The sequence below is a fragment of the Streptomyces sp. NBC_01622 genome, from assembly GCF_045209635.1.
Lineage (GTDB): Bacteria > Actinomycetota > Actinomycetes > Streptomycetales > Streptomycetaceae > Streptomyces.
In genome coordinates this window covers 1,565,206-1,585,188 of sequence record NZ_CP109293.1, presented here as the reverse complement: position 1 = coordinate 1,585,188, position 19,983 = coordinate 1,565,206, and the positions used below count along the sequence as shown (strand labels likewise).

17 protein-coding genes are annotated in these 19,983 nt (G+C 69.1%); 14 read left to right on the top strand and 3 right to left on the bottom strand.

All coding sequences use genetic code 11. The annotated features are described in order from the left end of the window. Positions 1 to 26: 26 nt before the first annotated feature. On the bottom strand, positions 27 to 689 hold the full coding sequence (locus OH768_RS07315; protein WP_406451233.1) for an HD domain-containing protein: 663 nt from the start codon (positions 687 to 689) through the stop codon (positions 27 to 29). After that, on the bottom strand, positions 686 to 1,033 hold the full coding sequence (locus OH768_RS07310; RefSeq protein ID WP_406451231.1) for a DUF6616 family protein: 348 nt from the start codon (positions 1,031 to 1,033) through the stop codon (positions 686 to 688). The genes OH768_RS07315 and OH768_RS07310 overlap by 4 nt, the downstream gene beginning before the upstream one ends. A gap of 78 nt (positions 1,034 to 1,111) precedes the next feature. Here OH768_RS07310 and OH768_RS07305 point away from each other — a divergent pair, with 78 nt between their 5' ends. The 4 genes from OH768_RS07305 (at position 1,112) to OH768_RS07290 (ending at position 3,983) form a co-directional block, all read left to right on the top strand. Further along, positions 1,112 to 2,077 carry a GlxA family transcriptional regulator gene (locus OH768_RS07305; RefSeq protein ID WP_406451229.1) on the top strand — a complete coding sequence of 322 codons (966 nt, stop codon included), beginning with the start codon at positions 1,112 to 1,114 and terminating at the stop codon, positions 2,075 to 2,077. Positions 2,078 to 2,250: 173 nt separating this feature from the next. Then, a complete protein-coding gene (locus OH768_RS07300) occupies positions 2,251 to 2,661 on the top strand; it encodes a hypothetical protein (RefSeq protein WP_406451227.1) in 411 nt (136 codons plus the stop codon). Between the two features lie 68 nt (positions 2,662 to 2,729). Then, positions 2,730 to 3,188: a MarR family winged helix-turn-helix transcriptional regulator gene (locus tag OH768_RS07295; RefSeq protein WP_406451225.1), complete on the top strand. Its 459-nt coding sequence runs from the start codon at positions 2,730 to 2,732 to the stop codon at positions 3,186 to 3,188. A 204-nt stretch (positions 3,189 to 3,392) separates the two neighbouring features. Then, positions 3,393 to 3,983, top strand: a complete 591-nt coding sequence (locus OH768_RS07290) for an MFS transporter (protein WP_406451223.1) — start codon at positions 3,393 to 3,395, stop codon at positions 3,981 to 3,983. Positions 3,984 to 4,307: 324 nt separating this feature from the next. On the opposite strand, the gene OH768_RS07285 is transcribed toward OH768_RS07290, so the two are convergent. After that, on the bottom strand, positions 4,308 to 5,252 hold the full coding sequence (locus OH768_RS07285; RefSeq protein ID WP_406451221.1) for a LysR substrate-binding domain-containing protein: 945 nt from the start codon (positions 5,250 to 5,252) through the stop codon (positions 4,308 to 4,310). Between the two features lie 247 nt (positions 5,253 to 5,499). Between OH768_RS07285 and OH768_RS07280 the strand changes: the two genes are divergently transcribed. The 10 genes from OH768_RS07280 to asnB all read left to right on the top strand — a co-directional run bounded on the left by OH768_RS07280 (position 5,500) and on the right by asnB (position 19,970). Further along, positions 5,500 to 7,143, top strand: a complete 1,644-nt coding sequence (locus tag OH768_RS07280) for an APC family permease (RefSeq protein WP_406451219.1) — start codon at positions 5,500 to 5,502, stop codon at positions 7,141 to 7,143. A 61-nt stretch (positions 7,144 to 7,204) separates the two neighbouring features. Then, positions 7,205 to 8,215 (top strand): trans-3-hydroxy-L-proline dehydratase, encoded by a 1,011-nt coding sequence (gene lhpH, locus OH768_RS07275; protein WP_406451217.1) that lies wholly within the window; start codon positions 7,205 to 7,207, stop codon positions 8,213 to 8,215. Then, complete coding sequence (locus OH768_RS07270; RefSeq protein ID WP_406451215.1) at positions 8,212 to 9,231, top strand: proline racemase family protein; 1,020 nt, start codon at positions 8,212 to 8,214, stop codon at positions 9,229 to 9,231. The genes lhpH and OH768_RS07270 overlap by 4 nt, the downstream gene beginning before the upstream one ends. Further along, positions 9,228 to 10,181 (top strand): ornithine cyclodeaminase family protein, encoded by a 954-nt coding sequence (locus OH768_RS07265; protein WP_406451213.1) that lies wholly within the window; start codon positions 9,228 to 9,230, stop codon positions 10,179 to 10,181. The genes OH768_RS07270 and OH768_RS07265 overlap by 4 nt, the downstream gene beginning before the upstream one ends. Before the next feature lie 792 nt (positions 10,182 to 10,973). Next, positions 10,974 to 12,473, top strand: coding sequence for a sugar transferase (locus tag OH768_RS07260; protein WP_406451211.1), 1,500 nt, complete (start codon positions 10,974 to 10,976; stop codon positions 12,471 to 12,473). Between the two features lie 70 nt (positions 12,474 to 12,543). Further along, entirely contained in the window at positions 12,544 to 13,860 is a 1,317-nt protein-coding gene (locus tag OH768_RS07255) for a nucleotide sugar dehydrogenase (RefSeq protein WP_406451209.1), read from the top strand. After that, positions 13,850 to 15,115: a glycosyltransferase family 4 protein gene (locus OH768_RS07250; protein ID WP_406451207.1), complete on the top strand. Its 1,266-nt coding sequence runs from the start codon at positions 13,850 to 13,852 to the stop codon at positions 15,113 to 15,115. Before OH768_RS07255 ends, OH768_RS07250 begins: the two co-directional genes overlap by 11 nt. Then, on the top strand, positions 15,112 to 16,482 hold the full coding sequence (locus OH768_RS07245) for a Wzz/FepE/Etk N-terminal domain-containing protein (RefSeq protein ID WP_406451205.1): 1,371 nt from the start codon (positions 15,112 to 15,114) through the stop codon (positions 16,480 to 16,482). Before OH768_RS07250 ends, OH768_RS07245 begins: the two co-directional genes overlap by 4 nt. Further along, positions 16,479 to 18,032, top strand: a complete 1,554-nt coding sequence (locus OH768_RS07240) for a Wzz/FepE/Etk N-terminal domain-containing protein (protein ID WP_406451203.1) — start codon at positions 16,479 to 16,481, stop codon at positions 18,030 to 18,032. The genes OH768_RS07245 and OH768_RS07240 overlap by 4 nt, the downstream gene beginning before the upstream one ends. A gap of 3 nt (positions 18,033 to 18,035) precedes the next feature. Next, positions 18,036 to 19,970, top strand: coding sequence for an asparagine synthase (glutamine-hydrolyzing) (gene asnB, locus OH768_RS07235; RefSeq protein WP_406451201.1), 1,935 nt, complete (start codon positions 18,036 to 18,038; stop codon positions 19,968 to 19,970). Positions 19,971 to 19,983 lie beyond the last annotated feature (13 nt).

The following is a 19,983-nucleotide window of genomic DNA, read 5'->3' as shown; positions in this document are numbered from 1 at the left end:
CTGGCCTCAGCCACCGTGAGACGTCGTTACTCCGGACGTACCGGGGCGGCGATCAGGTCGTCCAGCCCGGGGAACGGATTGTCCGGCCGGTATTTGCGATACACGGTGTCGACGAATGACAACGGCACCCATTTCGACGGCTGCTCGTCGATCTGGTGGACAATTTCCGTGTGGATGTTCTCCCGCAGATCCAGGTACGGAAATGCTGTGTGCGCCGCGTCCACTACCGCCCGGTCCACGTTCTCGACACCGAAAGCGAAAATATCGGCGCCGATACCGAAATGCGCGAGAGCGCAGATCACACCCTTGTGGGGTGCGATCCCCGAGGAGGTGTGCAGCGCCACCGCGTCCCAGATCTGGTCGGCGGCGGCATCGGACAGACCGTGCTCCCGGGCGAAGCGGGCGGCCAGGAACGCGCTGTCCACCTCGAACCGGTTCGGGCCTTTTCCGGCGTCGGTCAGGCTGATGTCGTGCAGCACCGTGGCGAGGAAGAGTGTCTCGTCGTCGTAGTCCGCACCCGCGACGAGGTTCTGGGCGGTGGCGATACTACGAGCATAGAAGTAGCTGCGGATACTGTGGTTGAGCAGCCAGTCCGGAGCGTGTTCGGCAGTGAAGGCAACAGCGGCCTCTGCTGCCGCGGTCCGCGGCCAGTCCCCGATCTTCTCGGGCAGATTCTCGAGCACGCTCATTTGACCTCAGCCTCCAGTGCCCGGACCTCGGCGGAGACCGTCTCGACCGACCGCAGCTCACCCACGAGGTTGGTCTGCTCGAAGTAGTCGTACCAGCCGGAGCTTTCGACGCCGCCCAGGAATACATCGGCCCCTTCCCTCGAAGGGGCCTGCCAGACCGCAAACCACTCGTAGGACGTGGAATGCGGGGCCGATTCCACTTTGCCCCAGCCGAGCGTCACGACGCCGATTTCCGCGAGTTGCTTGATGGCTTCCTGCATCTCCGCGAACAGGTTGTTCAGTGTTTCTTCGTCGGCGGCGAAGAAGGCAGGTTTCGGGGTCCACGTCTCGATCACAACATGCATGTTGCGTATCTCCTCACTTATCGCGATAGACATGTTGGAAACACTTTAGAAACCACGCAGCCGACGTACGATGGCCAGATGGACACTTATCCCAAAGATCCGGCCAAAGTTGCTGTGGTGGTGCAGCCGGGCTACGTCCTGTTGGACGTAGCCGTTCCCCAGCAGGTCTTCGGCCACTGGCCGTACTACGTGACCGCGTGCTGGCCCGGCGGCGCCCCCTACGAGCTGACCCTGGTGAGTGCGGTTCCCGCGGGAAGCACGCTGGTGCCCCGCGAGGTCGAGCCGCTCGACCTGCTGGACACGGCGGACACCGTGATCGTCGCCGGAGTGCAGGACCCCACCGAGTCTCCGGACGCCGAGCTGGTCGAACGGCTGAGTGACGCATATGACCGGGGCAGCCGGATGGTGTCGATCTGCACGGGCGCCTTCGCCCTGGCGGCGGCCGGGATCCTGGACGGCCGCAGCGCCACCACCCACTGGCACTGGGCCAGGCTGCTGCGAGACCGCTACCCGTCGGTCAGGGTCCGCGAAGCGGAGCTCTACGTCGAGGACACGGGCGTCTTCACCTCCGCAGGTGTCCTCGCCGGAACCGACCTGTGCCTGCATCTCCTGCGGCTCGACCATGGACAGGCCGCCGCGAACACGATGGCCCGCTTCCTGGTCAGCCCACCCCACCGCGAAGGGGGACAGGCCCAGTTCATCGAGCACGTCCCGCCCGGCGGCGACTCCGAGATCACCGAGGTGATCACCTGGATCCTGGAACACCTCGACGAGCCGCTCACTCTGGAGTCGGTCAGCCAGTACAGCCACATGAGCACACGAACCCTGCGCCGCAGATTCCGGGCCGTGACCGGAACGAGTGTCATGAACTGGGTGGCCATGCAACGCGTAACTCGCGCCCGCGAACTCCTGGAGACCACTCGCCTCGGCATCGACGACATCGCCCACCGATGTGGCTTCGGCTCCGCGGAGTCATTGCGCATCCACTTCACCGCGATGACCAGGACCAGCCCGTCGAGATATCGCCGCGCCTTCGCCGCCTGACTGCTGGCTTCCGTCTCCAAACAGAGAGCCGACACGGCCACTCACTGCTCGGCGGTTGGGAGACGTACGGCTGGCACCCGAGAGGTCAGCTGCGACGGCTTTTGGCCGCCCCCGGGCTGTGCACTTGATCTTGAGCTGGCCGCCGCAACTCCGGTCGACTGGACACGCCGCCGGTGACGCACCTGGGGATCGACGAGACCCGACGCGGGAAGGCGAAGTTCCGCCTGGTCGAGGCGCCCGACGGCGGTGAGATCTGGGAAGTCGTCGCCGACCGGTGGCATGTCGGGCTGGTCGACCTGGTCGGCGGTGCCGGGCTGCTGGGGCAGGTCGAGGTCCGCACCGCGGCGAGTGTGTCGGCGCGGATCGGCGCCCAGACTCGCCAGTGGCGGGCCGGGGTCCAGGTGGTCGCGATCGACATGTGCACCGTGTTCAAAGCCGCGGTGCGCGACTCGCTGCCGCACGTCAGCACGTGGTGGCCGCAGATCCTCGCCGCGATCACGACCGGCGTCACCAACGCCGCCTCCGAAGGGATCAACAGGGCGATCAAAACCGACGCCGTTCGTCTTTACGCGAACGCGTTGTAAGTCAAGTATCGCCGAGCCCTGATCGGGAGATGCATAAAGGATTCATATAGAGCCGCCATGCTTCAGCCGTGAGTCGCCGAGACGCCGCGCACGGCGCTTCCGATGCCATCGGGTCAGCCCTCTACGGTCTGGCCACCAGGGCCGTGAGACGCCTTCCCCGCGACATGAGCCTGACGTCCGCCGCCACCTTGGCCACCCTGGACAAGACCGGCCCGCGACGGATCACCGATCTGGCGGTGGCCGAGGGCGTCACCCAGCCCGCGATGACCGTCCTGGTCCGGGTGATGGAGGAATCCGGGCTGGTCGAGCGGAAGGGCGATCCGTCCGACAAGCGGGTCACACTGGTGTGGCTGACCGAGGCCGGCGCGTCGTACGTCCGGACGCGACGCCAGGCGGGCGTCGACGCGTACGCGCGGTTGATCGACGAACTCACCGGTGACGAGGTCGAGGCCCTGGCAGCAGCCCTTCCGGCGCTGCGGCATCTGGCGGAGCTCGAAAGCCACGCCCGAGAGGAGTCGGACCGGTGACCGCGGCCCAGGCTCATGACCAGCCCATGAGCACTGCCCTGATACGTTCCGAGGCACGTCTGCTGGTCCCCGCCCTGATGTTCATCGCCCTGCTCAGCGGCGCCGTCGCCACACCCGTCCTCGGCCGGCTCGGAGCCGGTCCGCACCGGCTCGGCCACGATTCTCGCCACGCTGGCGATCGTCGTCGTCGGCAGCGCGCTCACCGTGCTGCCGCTGCCGTTCGCCTGGCTGCTCGTGGGCAGAGCGGCCCAAGGCGTCGGACTCCGTCTCACGGCGCTGATGATGGGCGTGGCCCGCGACCATCTTCCCGAGGAGCGCAGCGCGGCCACGATCGCCCTGATCTCAGTGATCTCCATCATCGGAGCCGGCGTCGGCTACCCGCTGGCCGCGCTGCTCGCCGAGTTCGGCGGACTGCGGGCCGCCCACGGCCTCGGCCTGCTCGTCACCGCCATCGCCTTCGTGACGGGGTGGCGCTCCATGCCCGCAGCTCCCGAAGGCCGCTCCGCTCACGTGAACGTGGCCCGTGCGCTCGTCCTGGCGGGTGGACTGCTCCTCGTCCTGTTCCTGGTCGGCGAGAGGAGCCTGTGGAGCCGACACCTCACCGTGGCGGTGACCCTTGCCGTCGCGGCCGTACTCCTGCTCTGCGTCTGGACCGTTTCCGAACTGCGAACCAAGACGCCCCTGGTCGACGTCCGGGCGGTACGGCACCCGGCGGTCGCCGGGGCGACGGCACGTCGGCCAGAGTCGCCTCAGAGCGCAAGGCCCGCATATATGTTCCGACTTGCTGGCTCTTGACCGAAGCGAGCCGATGGAAAGCAGGGTTCGTTGCGGTTCTCATCGAGGAGCGGAAGGCGGTGCGTGAGTCGACGAGGCGGTCCGGCGAAGGAAGCCTGAGCACACAGACTCCTTTACTCGGCCGAGTACGCTGAACACCGACCTCGAAGAACGACCCGTCGCATGCCGCTCAGTGACTCCGCAACTGGGGGTCAAGGGGTCGCAGGTTCAAATCCTGTCGTCCCGACCAGCTTTGCAGCGGGCCGGAGGCCGTTCTCTCATTTTTTGGGAGGGCGGCTCTTTGTGTTCCTGGAGGGTTGTCCGGCAGATCGTCTGCGACCGCTTTCAGTGCGGCTGCGCCGCCAGGTTGGCCGTGATGGTCATCTCGGCCACCGCGCAGGCCGCGTGCAGTGCCTTCGACGTGGCCTTCACCGAGGGGTTGTCGGAGGTTCCGGCGCGGACGCTGCAGATGATGTCGCGGTAGCCGCCGTCCGGGAGTTCGCGCAGGCGGACGGTCGGTACGGTGTCGACCCAGTACAGGTCGGGGAGGAACGCGACGGCGTGGCCGCCCCGGACGAGCCGTTCGTGCACGAGCATGTCGGGGGATTCGAACCGTACGTTCGGCCTGAATCCGGCGGCGTGGCAGATTCGCTCGGACCACTCCCGTGCGGGGCTGCCCGCCGGCTCCATCACCCAGTCGGCACCCGCCAGGTCCGCGACCCGCTCGGCACCGGTCGGGTCCGCGTCGGCGGGCGGAAGTGCGAGACGCAGCGGGTCGCGGTGCAGGACGGCCTGTTCCACTGCGGTCGACCGGGCGAGCGGCTGGCCGGCGAACACCTCGTCGACCACCAGGTCGAACTCTCTGACCTGCAGACCCGAGAGAGCGACATCGGGGTCGGCATGCGCCAGCTCGACCGTCAGCCGGGGATGCGCGGCCCGCAGGGTCGTCAGCACGAACGGCATCAGGGCCACCATGACCGTCTGGAAGGTCGCGACCCTGAGCGTCCCGGCCATGTGGCCCGTGGCCCGGGCCAGATCCGCGTCCGCCCGATCGAGCCGTTCGAGGACCGCCTCGACGTGCTCGACAAGGATCTCGCCCTGCGCCGTCAGGCGCACCCGCCTGCCGTCCGGCTCCAGCAACTGCGTCCCGAGCTCGTCCTCCAGCACCGTCAGCTGCTGTGAGACGGCGGAGTGGCTGTACGACATGGCTGCGGCCACAGCGGTGATCGTGCCGCGATGCTTCAGCTCACGCAGCAGTCGCAGCCGGTGCAGATCGAAGTGGCGGGCCATGCGCGCATGGTACCTGTCAGTTCTTCTTACAGATACGCGTCGGATATGTGTGCTGGACGGGCAGTAAACGCCACGCGGAGACTTGTGCGCACCGAAACCCATGGACGGAAACCCGCAGGCCGCATGCCTCACGCCGTGCGTGCCGGCCCGGCCCCGCCTCTCTGTGCCACCCGAGCGGGTGGCACCCCCCCCGCTTCTCCTGTCGGCCGGGCCGAACGGCTCGGACAATGATCATGAGGTAGAGACGATGACCACTGAAGACATAGCGACGGCACCTCCGGTGACCGGTCAGGGACTGCGTCGTCATATCTCCGGCGTGCAGCTGCTGTGGGTGTCCGTGGGGTCGATCATCGGGTCCGGCTGGCTGTTCGGGGCGCTGTTCGCGGCACAGGTCGCGGGGCCGTCCGCCGTACTGACCTGGATCATCGGCACCGCGGCCGTGGCCGTGCTGGCCCTCGTGCACGCCGAACTCGGCGGCATGTTCGCGGTCAGCGGTGGCACGGCCCGGTTCCCGCACTACGCCTTCGGAAGCATCGCCGGCTTCACGATGGGATGGGCAACCTGGCTCGCCGGGGTCACGACCGTGCCCATCGAGGTCGAGGCCGTCCTGCAGTACTCGAGCAACTACGTGCACTGGCTCACGCACGTGGACAACGGCGCCGTGTCACTCACCAGCCCCGGCATCGGGGTCGCGGCTCTGCTCGTGGTCCTGTTCACGGTCGTCAATCTCTACGGCATCAGAGCACTGTCGAAACTCAATGGCGCGATCTCGGTCTGGAAGATCATCACGCTCGTCCTGACGATCGGCGTCCTCGCCACGAAAATGCACTTCGGCAATTTCGGTCATTCCAGCCCGGGCGGATTCTTCCCCTCCGGCATCCACGGAATGATCGCGGCGCTCAGCGCGGGCGGCGTCATCTTCGCGCTCGTCGGATTCGAGCAGGCCGTCCAGGTCGGCGCCGAGAGCCGGAATCCCGGCCGTGACATTCCGCGGGCGGTCATGGGGTCCCTGTTCATCACGGCGGTCCTCTATCTCGGACTGCAGATCGTCTTCATCGGCGGGCTGCGCCCGGAACAACTGGCCCACGGATGGTCGGACATCACGTTCGAAGGAATCTTCGGTCCGTTCGCCGGTCTGGCCACTCTGCTCGGATTCACCTGGCTCGCGTGGATTCTCTACTTCGACGCCATCGTCTCGCCCGGAAGCAACGGCCTCATCTACGTGACGACTTCGTCGCGCCTCTCCTACGCGATGTCCCGGAACGGCTACATCTCGTCGCGCTTCAGCAAGGTCAACCCCAGGACCGGGGTGCCGGTATTCAGCGTGCTGGTCACGCTCGTCGTCAGCCTCATCTGCCTGCTGCCCTTCCCCGGCTGGCAGACCCTCGTCGGATTCATCACCTCCGCCTTCGCGCTCATGTACGCCGGCGGACCGCTCGCCCTCGGCGCGCTGCGCCGTGAACTGCCGGACCACGCCCGCCCGTTCCGCCTCCGGTACGCCGACGTTCTCGCCCCCTTCGCCTTCATCGTGGTGAACCTGCTTGTCTACTGGGGCGGTTGGACGGTGGACTGGAAGATCTTCTGCGCGGTCGCCTTCGGATACTGCCTGCTCGCCGCGTCCTTTCTCACCAAACGGCCGGACGAGCGGCCGGAGTTGGCGCTCAAGTCCGGCAGCTGGGTCGTGCCCTGGCTCGTGGGCCTGGCGGCGCTCTCCTACGTCGGCCAGTACGACAGCCCGGCACACCTCCTCTTCGGACTCGCGCACATCCCCTTCTGGTGGGACATCGCGGCGGTCTCCGCCTGGAGCCTGGCCATTTACTACTGGGCCCTCGCGGTCCGCCTCCCGGCAGCCGACGTCATCGGACTGACGAACAACGTCCACGGTGAATGACGGCCGATTCGTCACAAAGACACAAGGGCCACAAGGGCACAACAATCAAAGGAGCCGGTAAATGAAGACCAGTCGACTTGTCACCACCGTGGAGACCCACACAGGGGGCGAGGCGTTCAGGATCATCACCAGCGGCACTCCACGCGTTCCGGGAAACACCATCCTGGAACGCAGCGCCTGGCTGCAGAAGAACGCGGACGACATCAGGAAAGCGATGATGTTCGAGCCCCGGGGGCACGCCGACATGTACGGGGGACTGGTCACCGAGCCCATCAGCGAGGGCGCGGACCTCGGCATCATCTTCATGCAGAACGTCGACTACAGCCCGCACTGCGGCCACGGAACCATCGCGCTGGCGACCGCCGCCGTAGAACTGGGCTGGGTCGAGAGGACATCCCCCGAGACACGGGTCGGTATCGACGCTCCCTGCGGATTCATCGAGGCCTTCGTCGAATGGGACGGAACCCATGCGGGAGCCGTCCGCTTCGTGAACGTCCCCTCCTTCATCTGGCGGGAGAACGTATCCGTCGACACTCCGTCCTACGGCCGGGTCACCGGCGACATCGCCTACGGCGGCGCCTTCTATTTCTACACGGACGGTGCGCCCTTCGGCCTGGAGATAAGGGAGTCGGAGGCCAGCCGGCTGAAGGACTTCGGGATGGAGGTCAAGGACGCGCTGAACGCGGAATTCGACGTCGTCCACCCGGAATTCCCCGAGATCCGGGGAGTGTACGGAACCATCATCTCCGGCGCGCCGCGGCATCCCGGCTCCCACCAGGCCAACGCCTGCGTCTACGCCGACCGGGAACTGGACCGCTCGCCCACGGGATCCGGTACCGCCGGGCGCGTGGCCCAGCTGTATCTTCAGGACAAGCTGTCGCAGGAGGAGACCTTGGTCAACGAGTCGTTCATCGGCTCCGTATTCGAGGGCCGGGTCCTTTCGGAAACGAGGGTCGGTGACAATCCCGCGGTGGTGCCCGAAATCCGCGGAGAAGCCTTCATCTGCGGATTCGCCAACTGGGTCATCGACGACCGCGATCCGCTGTCCGGCGGGTTCTCGGTGACCCGGTGATCGACCACGTCGACACGGTCGACTACCACACCGGCGGAGAGCCGTTCCGTATCGTCGCCGAACCACCCACGGCGATCCCCGGGCGTTCCGTCGCCGACCGCCGTATCAGGGCGATCGCCGACCCTGCCGTGGACGGCCTGCGGCGGCTGCTCTGCCTGGAGCCCCGAGGTCACGCCGACATGTTCGGCGGCTTCCTCACTCCACCGGACGACGCGGGGGCGGACTTCGGCGTCCTCTTCTGGCACAAGGACGGTTTCTCGTCCGCGTGCGGGCACGGCACCATCGCGCTCGGCGCATGGGCGGTCGAGAGCGGCCGTGTCGCGGCCGACCCGACCGGCGTCACCGACGTGACGATCGACGTTCCGTCCGGCCGGGTCGTGGCACGCGTCCACACCGAGGCCGGGCAGGTCACCGCGGTCGACTTCGTCAACGTGCCCAGCCATGTGCTCGCCACCGATGTCGAGGTCGGGACGAGCCGGGGGGACGTCCTCGTCGACCTCGCGTACGCGGGCAGCGTCTATGCCCACCTCAGGGCCGCGGACGTCGGCCTCAGCGTGGAGCCGCGCAACGTCGACGCACTCATCGCCATCGGCCGAGAGGTGAAGTCCCTGCTCGCCGGGACGCCGTACGCCCAACACCCCACGGACCAGAGGCTGAACGGGATCTACGGAACGATCCTCCACGACGAACTGGACGAAGAGGCGAACGGTGATCTCCACCAGCGCAGCGCGACCGTCTTCGCCGACGGCGCGCTCGACCGGTCGCCCTGTGGATCCGGCTCCGCGTCACGGGTCGCGGTACTCGCGGCGCGCGGAGCGCTCAAGCCCGGAAGGCGGCTGCTGCACGAATCCGTCGTGGGTTCCCGTTTCGTCTGCACGGTAGTGGCAGAGACCACGGCGGACGACGGAACGCCGGCCGTCGTTCCGAGCGTGACCGGCATGGCCTACCGCTGCGGTTCGAGCCGGTTCACCGTTGATCCCAGAGATCCTCTCGCGTCAGGATTCGTGCTGCGATGACATCCCTCAAGCATCTTCCGATCCTCTCCGCCGACGATGTCGAGCGGGCACTGACCCGGGAGCAGGCGGCAGCGGCCCTCACCCGCGCGCTTCGGGCGGGACTGGAGCCGAGCGAAGACCTGCAACGGTCCGTACTCGAAGTGACCGGCGGCCAGTTGCTGCTCATGCCGTCGGCCGGGACATCCGCCGTAGGCCTGAAGACGGTGACGCTCGCCGCGGGAAATCCGAGCCGCGGGCTGCCCCGGATCCAGGGCGCCTATCTGCTGTTCGGCGCCGGGACGCTCGAACTGCGGGCGATCATGGACGGGATCGCGGTGACGAACCTCCGGACACCGGCCGTCTCCGTCGCGGCGACCGCTCCGCTGCTCACCCGGTTCACCGGGCCGATCGAGCTGGTGGTCTTCGGCGCGGGCCCCCAGGCGGTCGGCCACGTGGACGCGATCAAGGCCATCGACTCGGTCGAACTGGCCGACGTCACCTACGTGGTACGCCACCCCGACCGGGCCCGTGAGCAGCTGCCACCCCACGCCACCGTCGTCGCCGCGGACTCGACGGACGTGCCGGTGCGGCTCGGGCGGGCACAGGTGGTGGTCTGCGCCACCAGCGCCCGTGCCCCGCTGTTCGACTCCGCGGACCTGACGGACGGTACGGTCGTGATCGCGGTCGGATCCCATGAGCCCGATGCGCGTGAGCTCGACGGCCCGCTGATGGCCCGCGCACACGTCGTCGTCGAAGACGTAAGCACGGCGTTGCGCGAGGCCGGGGACGTCGTCCTGGCGATTCGTGAAGGCCACCTCCACGCCGACGAGCTGATCCCGATGGCGGACGTCGTCCGGGGCACGCGAACGCTTCCCCCGGACCGCACCGCGGTCTTCAAGAGCGTGGGAATGTCCTGGCAGGACCTGGTCGTGGCGGAGGAACTCATCGAGCAGCACCAGCGCGGCAGGTGATCCGGTGAGGCCGGAACCCCCGGCCACCATCAGGGCGAGCCGGACCGTCACCGCCCCCCCACGGCCTCCAACTCCCCTTCGACCGTCGTTTTCCCGCCAATCGCCGGCTGCGTCCGCGACGGCCGGGCCGACGGGTTCGCGCCAACTGCCTCGGCCGTACCCGGAGCGATCAACTCCCCTTTCCTGGCACAGTCGATCAGCGTCGATCAGTGTCAGGACGCCTGGGTTGCCAGTGCCAACGGTCTGGAGAACTCCCGCCGTCACTGGGCGCAGGGCCTGTTTTCCGTCCCCGGCGCACCTGCGGGCAGTCGCAGATCTATCGACTCGGCGTCAAATGTTGTGCACAAATTCCACACAGACCTCTCTCCAGGTGGGCACACATGGTCTAGATTGACCTTGCTTCGCACGGTGTGACACCAGGCGACAAAAGATGATCTATGGGTCCGGCGATGCGGATGGCCAGCGGTTGTGGCTCTCGCGCCGGGCGTGGGGGTGATCAATTCCGTTAGCCCGAGGGGGGCTTGGGGCGTGGAGAGCATCCGAGTTCGCGACGGGTTCCCGTGCGCTTCAAGAGGCTGGCAGGGCCTACGGGTCCGGTGTTGCCAGGGTGGGTTGTTCGCGAGGATCTGACTTGGGCGGGACGTCGCGCGCAGGGGGCGCGGACTTCCCGAGGGGGAACAGCGGAGTGCGAGCTTCCGTGGGGGAGCTGCAGTGCGGGGGGCGGGGGCCTCCCGCAGGGGACGAACAGTGTGCGGCGACCACGTCAAACCACTGGGGACCTTGGGGGGTTCAGTGCGACAGGGGGGAATAGTCGGCCCTTTTCCGTCGGCGCGCGAGCGTCTGGCGAACGGGGCGATCGGCCAGATCGCGATCGATTGGGAGCAGCGGTACAGACGTGCCGTGATCATCAGCGACACCGTGGCCACCGCTTGTGTGGTGGCGTCGATCGGTGACTTCTTCGGGGCCCGGGACGCGGCCAACTGGCATGAGAAGTGGGGCATCCTCGCCTTCGGCACCCAGCTGCTGGTGCTGGGCGCGCTGGCGGTGAGCCGCTCGTGGTCCCCGGCCGTACTCGGCCAAGGCGCGGAGGAATTCCGCCGGTTGGGACGTTCACTGTTCACGGCGACCGTCGTGCTGGCGCTCGGCGGGATCGCTCTGACCTCGCGCAACATCAAGCTCTGGATCTTCGTCGCGATCCCCGCGATCGCGCTCGTCACCATGACGGAGCGGTATGTGCTCCGTCTCTGGCTGCACAAACAGCGCAACGAAGGACGCTGCCTGAGACCGGTGCTCGCCGCCGGGAGCCCGGCGACCGTGCGCGATCTGATCAGCCGGACCCGCAAGTTCCCGCACCTCGGCTGGCGCGTGGAGGCCGTGTGCACGACGGACGGCCGCGGCGTCGACGGCGATCAAGGCGGCCTGGACGGCGACCAGTTGGACGGAGTGCCGGTCATAGGTCTGCTGGAGGACGTCGCCAAGCACGTCCGCCACGACGGTTACCGGGTCGTCGCGGTCACCCCCGACCCGCACTGGTCACCGGACCGGCTGCAGCGCCTGGCCTGGAACCTCGAAGGCAGCGACGCCGAGATGATCGTCGCCCCCGTGCTGATGGAGGTGGCCGGCCCGCGGCTGCACGTCGACGCGGTGCTCGGGATACCGCTGCTGCGGGTCAGCATGCCGACCTTCACCGGAGGCCGCCGGGCGATCAAGGGGGTCGTCGACCGTCTGGGCGCCGCGATCCTGCTGTTCGTGTTCGCGCCGCTGATGATCCTCGTCGCGCTGTTCGTGCTGATGGACAGCCGGGGCGGGGTGTTCTACCGCCAGCGCCGAGTCGGCAAGGACGGCCACGAGTTCACCATGCTCAAGTTCCGCAGCATGGTCGCCGACGCCCACCGGGCACGCGCGGAGCTCGCCGACCGCAACGAGGGCGCGGGACTGCTGTTCAAGCTCCGCCGGGATCCCCGGGTGACCCGGGTCGGCACGGTGCTGCGCCGGTACTCGATCGACGAACTCCCGCAGCTCTTCAATGTGCTCACCGGATCCATGTCGCTCGTCGGGCCCCGGCCTCCGCTGCCGGAGGAGTCCGCCGCGTACGACCCGGACATCCGAAGACGGCTGCTGGTCAAGCCCGGGCTCACCGGCCTGTGGCAGATCAGCGGACGCAGCGACCTGCCGTGGGAGGAGGCCGTCCGCCTCGACCTCCGGTACGTCGAGGACTGGTCGCTCGCCCTCGACACAGTGATCTTGTGGAAGACCTTGCGTGCCGTGATCCACGGTCAGGGGGCCTACTGATGCGCGGGGGTCGTCCGACCGGCGCGCGGACCGCAGGCCGCAGGGGCCTGCCTGGGGGGAGAGACCGGTCATGAGAGTCAGCGTTTTCGGGCTCGGCTACGTGGGCTGTGTGTCGGCCGCGTGCCTGGCCAGCATGGGCCACGAGGTCATCGGGGTGGACGTCAACCAGGTGAAGGTCGACCTGGTCAACGACGGCAAGGCACCCGTGGTGGAGGAACGTATCGGCGAACTCATCGCCGAGGTCGTACGGACCGGAGCGCTGCGCGCCACCCGCGACGTCCGTGAGGCGATCGCGGACAGCGAGGTGTCGCTGATCTGCGTGGGCACCCCGTCGGAGCCCAACGGCAGCCTGTGCACCACCTACTTGGAGCGGGTCACCGAGGAGATCGGCGCCGCACTCGCCGAGCGGGGCGGACGCCAGACCGTCGTGTTCCGCAGCACCATGCTCCCCGGCACCTGCCTGAACCTGCTGGTGCCGATCCTGGAGAAGCACGTCGGCGGCACCGCCGGTGTGGACATCGGGGTCGCGGTCAACCCGGAGTTCCTGCGCGAGGGCACCAGCGTCAAGGACTTCTTCGACCCGCCGAAGACCGTCATCGGCGAACTCGACCCGGCCAGCGGCGACGCGGTGGCGGCACTCTACGACGGCCTGCCCGGCGAGGTGTTCCGGGTGCCGATCCCGACCGCCGAGGCCATCAAGTACGCGGACAACGCCTTCCACGGCCTCAAGATCGGCTTCGCGAACGAGCTCGGAGCCGTGTGCCAGGCCCTCGGCGTGGACTCGCACCAGGTGATGGACGTCTTCCTCGCCGACCGCAAGCTGAACATCAGCCCCGCCTACCTGCGCCCCGGCTTCGCCTTCGGCGGCTCCTGCCTGCCCAAGGACCTGCGCAGCCTGGTCCACGCGGCACAGCGGGCCGACGTCTCGGTGCCCATCCTCTCCCACGTGCTCGCCTCCAACTCCGACCATCTGCAGCGCGCGGTGGACCTGGTCGAGCGCACCGGCAAGCGCAAGGTGGGCCTGTTCGGACTCTCCTTCAAACCCGGCACCGACGACCTCCGCGAGAGCCCGCTCGTCGAACTCGCGGAACGGCTCTTCGGCAAGGGGTACGACCTCAAGATCTACGACGCCAATGTGAGCCTCTCCCGGCTGCTCGGCGCGAACCGCGAGTACATCGAGAGCCGGCTGCCGCATCTCGCGCAGCTGCTCGCCGACTCCGTCGACGAGGTGCTGGAGCACGCCGAGGTGTGCCTGGTGGGCACCAAGGACGCGACCGTACTGTCGGCGCTGCCCCACACGGGCGAACCGGCGATCATCGACCTCATCCGCCTTCCCGACGCCGACGCGCGCCGGACCGAACCGGGGTACATAGGCCTTGCTTGGTAACGAGACCAGTGGCGACGGCACGAACCGTCGCGCGCTGATCCTGGTGGAGAACCTGTCGGTCCCCTTCGACCGGCGGGTGTGGCAGGAGTGCACCACGCTGCGCGACGCGGGCTGGGAGGTGCACGTCATCTGCCCCCGGGGGGAGAAGCGGGACACGGAGGCGGAGGCGGTGATCGACGGGGTGCGGATCCACCGCTACCCGTTGCGCGCGGCCACCGGCGGGCCGGCCGGCTATCTGCGGGAGTACGGATCGGCGCTGTGGCACACGCTCCGGCTGGCCCGCAAGGTCGGCCCGGTCGACGTGGTCCACGCCTGCAACCCGCCCGACCTGCTGTTCCTGCCGGCCCTGTGGATGAAGCGGCGCGGCGCGCGGTTCGTCTTCGACCAGCACGACCTGGTGCCCGAGCTGTACCTCTCCCGGTTCGACCGCGGCGAGGACCTGCTCTACCGCGCCGTGTGCGCGCTGGAGCGGCGGACCTACCGGGCCGCGGATATCGTGCTCGCCACGAACGAGAGCTACAAGGACGTCGCGCTGACCCGCGGCGGCCGGCGGCCCGAGGACGTCTTCGTGGTGCGCAGCGCGCCCGCGACCGACCGGTTCCAACCGGTGCCGCCCGAGCCGGAGTTGAAGCGCGGCAAGCCCCATCTGCTGTGCTACCTCGGCGTCATGGGCCCCCAGGACGGCGTCGACTACGCCCTGCGGGCCCTGGCGAAACTGCGCGACGAGGTCGGCCGGACCGACTGGCACGCGGTCTTCGTCGGCGCCGGCGACGCCTTCGACGCGATGGTCGAACTGTCCCGGCAGCTCGGTCTCTCCGACCAGGTGCAGTTCACCGGACGCATCCCGGACGCCGACCTGGTGCGCTACCTGTGCACCGCCGACGTATGCCTTTCCCCCGACCCGCACAATCCGCTCAACGACGTGTCGACCATGAACAAGGTCCTGGAGTACATGGCGATGGGACGGCCGATCGTCTCGTTCGACCTCCGGGAGGCGCGCGTCTCCGCCGGTGACGCCGCCGTCTACGCGCCCGCCAACGACGAGGCCCAGTTCGCGAAGCTCGTCGCGCTGCTCCTCGACGATCCGGAGAAGCGGGCCCGGATGGGCAAGACCGGCCAGGAGCGGATCAGCGGACCGCTGTCCTGGGAGAACTCGCAAGCGTCACTGCTCGCCGCCTATGCCGCCGCCTGCCGGGACCGAGCCCCGGTGTCCGCGGGTGGGCCGGTCCGTACGGGGAAGAGGCCGCACCATTGAATGACGACACGATCCGCCTGGTCACGATCGGACGGATTCTCCGTCGGCGGTGGCGGCTCCTGGCCGTCCTCGCCGTAGCGGGCGCGCTCTTCGGCTACGGCACCTCGGTGCTGCTGCTTCCGCCGCGCTACACGGCAGAGGCATCGGTACTGCTGCCGGGCCAGTGGGAAGAGCGCGAACTGCTGACCCAGGTGGACATCGCCACCAGTTCGGCGGTGGTCGACCGCGCGGCCGCCGCGCTCAACTGGACGGGCGTCAACGGCACCGAACTGCAGAAAGACGTGAGTGCCAAGGCCGACGACGGGAACATCATCAAGGTCTCCGGTACGGCCGACACCCCGGAGCGCGCGCAGCGGCTCTCCGACCAGCTGGCCCAGCAGTTCGTCACCTTCGCCACCCGCATCGCGGGCGGCAGCACCGACCCCGCGGCGGACACGGCGACAGAGGCGCTGCGGAAGCAGGTGGCCGAGACCAACCGCCGTATCACCGACCTGGCCAAGTCGGCGGATCCGGGGCAGACCGTGGAGAGCGTGCAGGCCCGCACCGAGCTGGAGGGTCTGCGCACCGGGCTGCAGGACGCCATGAAGAAGCTGGAGGAGGCCAACCCGGCGGGCGCCAAGGCCAGCATGGTCGTCATGGGGCCGGCCCCCCGGCCGACCGGCGCGGCGTCGCCGACGAGGACGCAGCTCATCGTCGGCGGGGCGCTGCTGTTCTTCGTGCTCGCGGTCGTCGGCCATCTCGCCGCCGCACGGGTGAGCCGCCGGCTGCGCACCGAACCGGAGATCGCCGCGGCGCTCGGCTCGCCGTTCCTCGGCACCGTCGACGTGCCCGGCGAACGGCATGGGCACCGGCCCGAGAGCCACGGCTCGCGGGCCCGGCTCCGCCGGCTGCTCGGCATCGACATCCGGTGGGACGTACCGGCCCCGCAGCGGTCCGGCGACGAGGCCGAGCGGCGGATCCGCTACCGGCGGGTGTGCGCGCGCCTCCGGGACCAACTGCCCGCCCCCCGGCGGCTGCTGGTCGTCGTACCGGAAGGCGACGAGGTCGCCCGGCTGGCCGCCGGACAGCTCGTCGCCGAGGCCACCGGTGACCCGCAGCTGCGGGTGGTGGAGGTCTCGGTGGACCGGCCGATCGTGCCGGACCGAGACACCGAGTCCGGTGCCCTCGCCGTACTCAGCGCCGGGAGCTGGACCGCCGGGGAACTCGCCGGCATCGCCGAGGCGTGCGCGGACGGCGGGCACGAGCTCGTCGGCGTCGTCGTCGCCGGCACGGTCCGCACCCGGCCGACGGAAACCGCCGACCGACTTTCCGACGACGCCACTTTGACGTTCGCGGTCCATGGCCACGCGACAGGAGATCCAGCGTGACGACGAGCACGACTTCGGAGTCGTCGGCCGCCACCCCGCTCCTCGACCTCCAGGCGCTGGTGGTCGCGGTGCGCAGACGCCGCCGCCTGTGGGGCGCCATGGCGCTCCTCGGGATGCTGGCCGGCGCCGCCGTGGCGGTCCTGCTGCCGCCGGCCCCGGCCGCCGTGACCAAGGTGCTGGTCGCGCATCAGGAGGACCAGCCGAACGACACCGGAACGCTGATCCGCACCGACGCCCAGCTGCTGGCGACCTCGCGGATCGCCGGCCAGGCCCTGAAGATCCTCAAGTCCCCGGAAAAACCGGAGGACTTCATGAAGGACTACCGGGGCACCGGACTCACCAACAACGTCCTCGAGATCGATGTGACGGGCAGGACCGACGCGGAAGCGGTGGCCCGGGCCAAGGCACTGGCCGAGGCGTTCGTCGCGGACCACGCCAAGCGCATCAACGACATCGCCAACGCCAACGCCCAAGGGCTGCTCGACCAGCGCGACCGCATGGAGGCGGAGCTCGCCGACGTCAACAAGACGATCGGCGGCCGGTCGCCCGACACCGACCCCAAGGACGCGGCGAACCTCGAGTCGCTCTTCGCCCGGCGGGCCGAACTCACCTCACAGATCTCCGACTTCGGCCAGCGCGCCGAGGAGGCCCGCGTCGGCGCACCCCAGCTCGTCGCCGGCACCCAGATCGTGGACGCACCGCGCGCGGTGCTGCACTCGCTGCCCAAGGCCCTCGTCACCGACGGCGTGGTCGGACTCGTCCTCGGGCTCTTCCTCGGGCTCGCGCTGGCCGCGGTCGGCGTGGTCGTCGCGGACCGCCCCGTGCTGCGCCGGGACATCGCGGCGAACCTCGGCGCCTCGGTCATCGCCGAACTGCCCCGCCGCTCCGGCAGGTTGTGGCAGCGCCGGCGGACCCGGGTGGCACGCGAACGGCTCACCACCACGCTGGCCCGCACCTCGCGAGGTTCGGCGGAGCCGCTGTCGCTGCTGGAACTCGGCTGTGCGCGCAGCACGGCCGTGATCGCCCTCGGTCTCGCCCGGGCACTGGGGGAGGACGGTCCGGTGACCGTCGTCGACGGCCTCCCCGGCACCCAGCTTTCGGTCCGCCGTCCGAAACCGGGAGACCCCACCGTGGTCGGCGGCGAAAAGGCCGCCACTGTGTCCCCGCAGGACCAGCGGATCGGCGTCGGCTCGGTGGCACCCGGCACCGCGTGGACCGACCTCCAGTACCTCGGCACCCGCACCGTGCTCGTCGTCCGTGCCGGGCACGGCAACGCCGCCTGGCTGCACACCGTGGCCCGGCAGCTCGCGGACCAGCGCATCCCGGTGATCGGTGTCGTGCTGATCGACCCCGATCCGCGCGACCGGACCGACGGCACCCTGTGGGACGGGCTGGCCAACGCGCTGCGCGGCCGGACCGAGCGACCGACCTGGCAGAACGGTGGGGGTACCTCCCACGCCGTTCAGGCAGTGGGGGACGGCCGGCGGCTCACCGAACGCCAGCCGATACGGGCCGCACGGGTCCCGGACAACGACCAGGAGGTGCGGTAGGACGTGTGTGGCATCGCAGGCACGTACCGATGGCCGGACGGCAAGGCCGTGACCGACCGGCTCACCGACACCCTCGCCCACCGCGGCCCGGACGGCTCGGGCCGCTACGGCCACCCCCTGGGCGACGGCGAGGTGCAGCTCGGGCACCGCAGGCTGGCCATCGTCGACCTGTCGGAGACCGGCGCCCAGCCGATGGTCTCGGACGGCCTCGCCCTGACGTACAACGGCGAGCTGTACAACGCGCCCGAACTCCGCGCCGAGTTGGAGGCCACCGGGGTGCGCTTCCGCGGCACCTCCGACACCGAGGTGGTCCTGGAGGCCTGGCGGCGCTGGGGCACCGACTGCCTGCCCAGACTGCGCGGCATGTTCGCGTTCGGCATCTTCGACGAGCGCACCGGCGACCTGGTGCTCGTCCGCGACCAGCTCGGCATCAAGCCGCTGTTCCTGCTCCGGCGCGGCGAGGGCCTGATGTTCGCCTCCGAGCTCAAGGCGCTCGCCGCCGTGACCGGCAAGTCGCTGGAGGTGGACCAGGCGGCGCTGGTGGCGTCCCTGCTCTACTACTGGGTGCCGGACTCGCGCTGCGCGTTCCGCGAGGCGGAGAAGCTGCCGCCGGGCAGCTGGCTGCGCTGCCGGCCCGACGGCCGGGTGGAGCGCGGCAGCTTCTGGAACCTGAAGGACGTCGCCGCCGAGGGCCGGGACCGCGCCCTGGCCGGTGAACAGCCGGACCTCGCCGCCATCGTCGAGGAGTCGACCCGCCGCCACCTGATCTCCGACGTACCCGTGGCGACCTTCCTCTCCGGCGGTCTCGACTCCAGCTATCTGACCGCGCTGGCGGCCCGCCACCAGCCGGGGATCTCCGCCTACACCATCGGATTCCGCGCGGAGGACGCCAAGTTCGAGGCGATGCCGGACGACCTGCGCTACGCCCGGCAGGTCGCCGAGCAATTCGGTGTCGACCTGCACGAGATCGAGATCGCGCCCAACGTGCTCGACCTGCTGCCGCAGATGACGTACAGCCTCGACGAGCCGATCGGCGACCCCGCCGCGATCAACACCTACCTGATCTGCATGGCCGCCCGGGAGGCCGGGGTCAAGGTGATGCTCTCGGGCATGGGCGCGGACGAGCTGTTCGCGGGCTACCGCAAGCACTTTGCCAACCTGCTCGCGCTGCGCTACCAGCGCGTCCCGCGACCGTTGCGGCGCGGGGTGTCCGGGGTCGTGGACCGGCTGCCGGTCGCCTCGGCCCGCCGCGGCTACCGGTCGGTGCGTTTCGCGAAGCGGTTCCTCTCCTTCGCCGAACTGCCGGAGGAGACCGCGTTCCGGCGCAGCTACACCATGTACGACCAGGACGAACTGCTCGCCCTGCTCAACCCGGACCTGGCCGGGACGGTCGACGACGTGGTCACCGAACACACGGACGTCTACCAGGACAACGACCTCGACGACTTCGTCAACCGCATGTGCCTGACCGACGCCCGCATGTTCCTGCCGGGCCTGAACCTCGCCTACACGGACCGGTCGAGCATGGCCGCCTCCACCGAGGTCCGGGTGCCGTACGTCGACATCGAGGTGGTCAAGGCGGCGTTCGCCGTACCCGGCAGTCGCAAGATCGTCGGCCGGCAGGGCAAGGCCGTCCTCAAGGAGGCGGCCACCTCGATCCTGCCGCGCGAGATCGTGTACCGGCCCAAGGGCCTGTTCAGCGCCCCGCTGCGCGCCTGGATGAGCCGGGATCTGGCACCGCTGGTGCGCGAGGTGGTCAACGACGGCGAGCTCGTCCGGTCCGGGCTGCTGCGCCGCGACGCGCTGGCCCGGATGGTCGCCGAGGACGCCGCCGGACAGGCGGACTACTCCAAGCATCTGTGGCATGTACTGACCCTCGAGTACTGGTATCGCGACGCGACCTCTGGCTCCGCCCAGAGCACTCGGTCGACGGCTTAGGAATCAGGAGTTC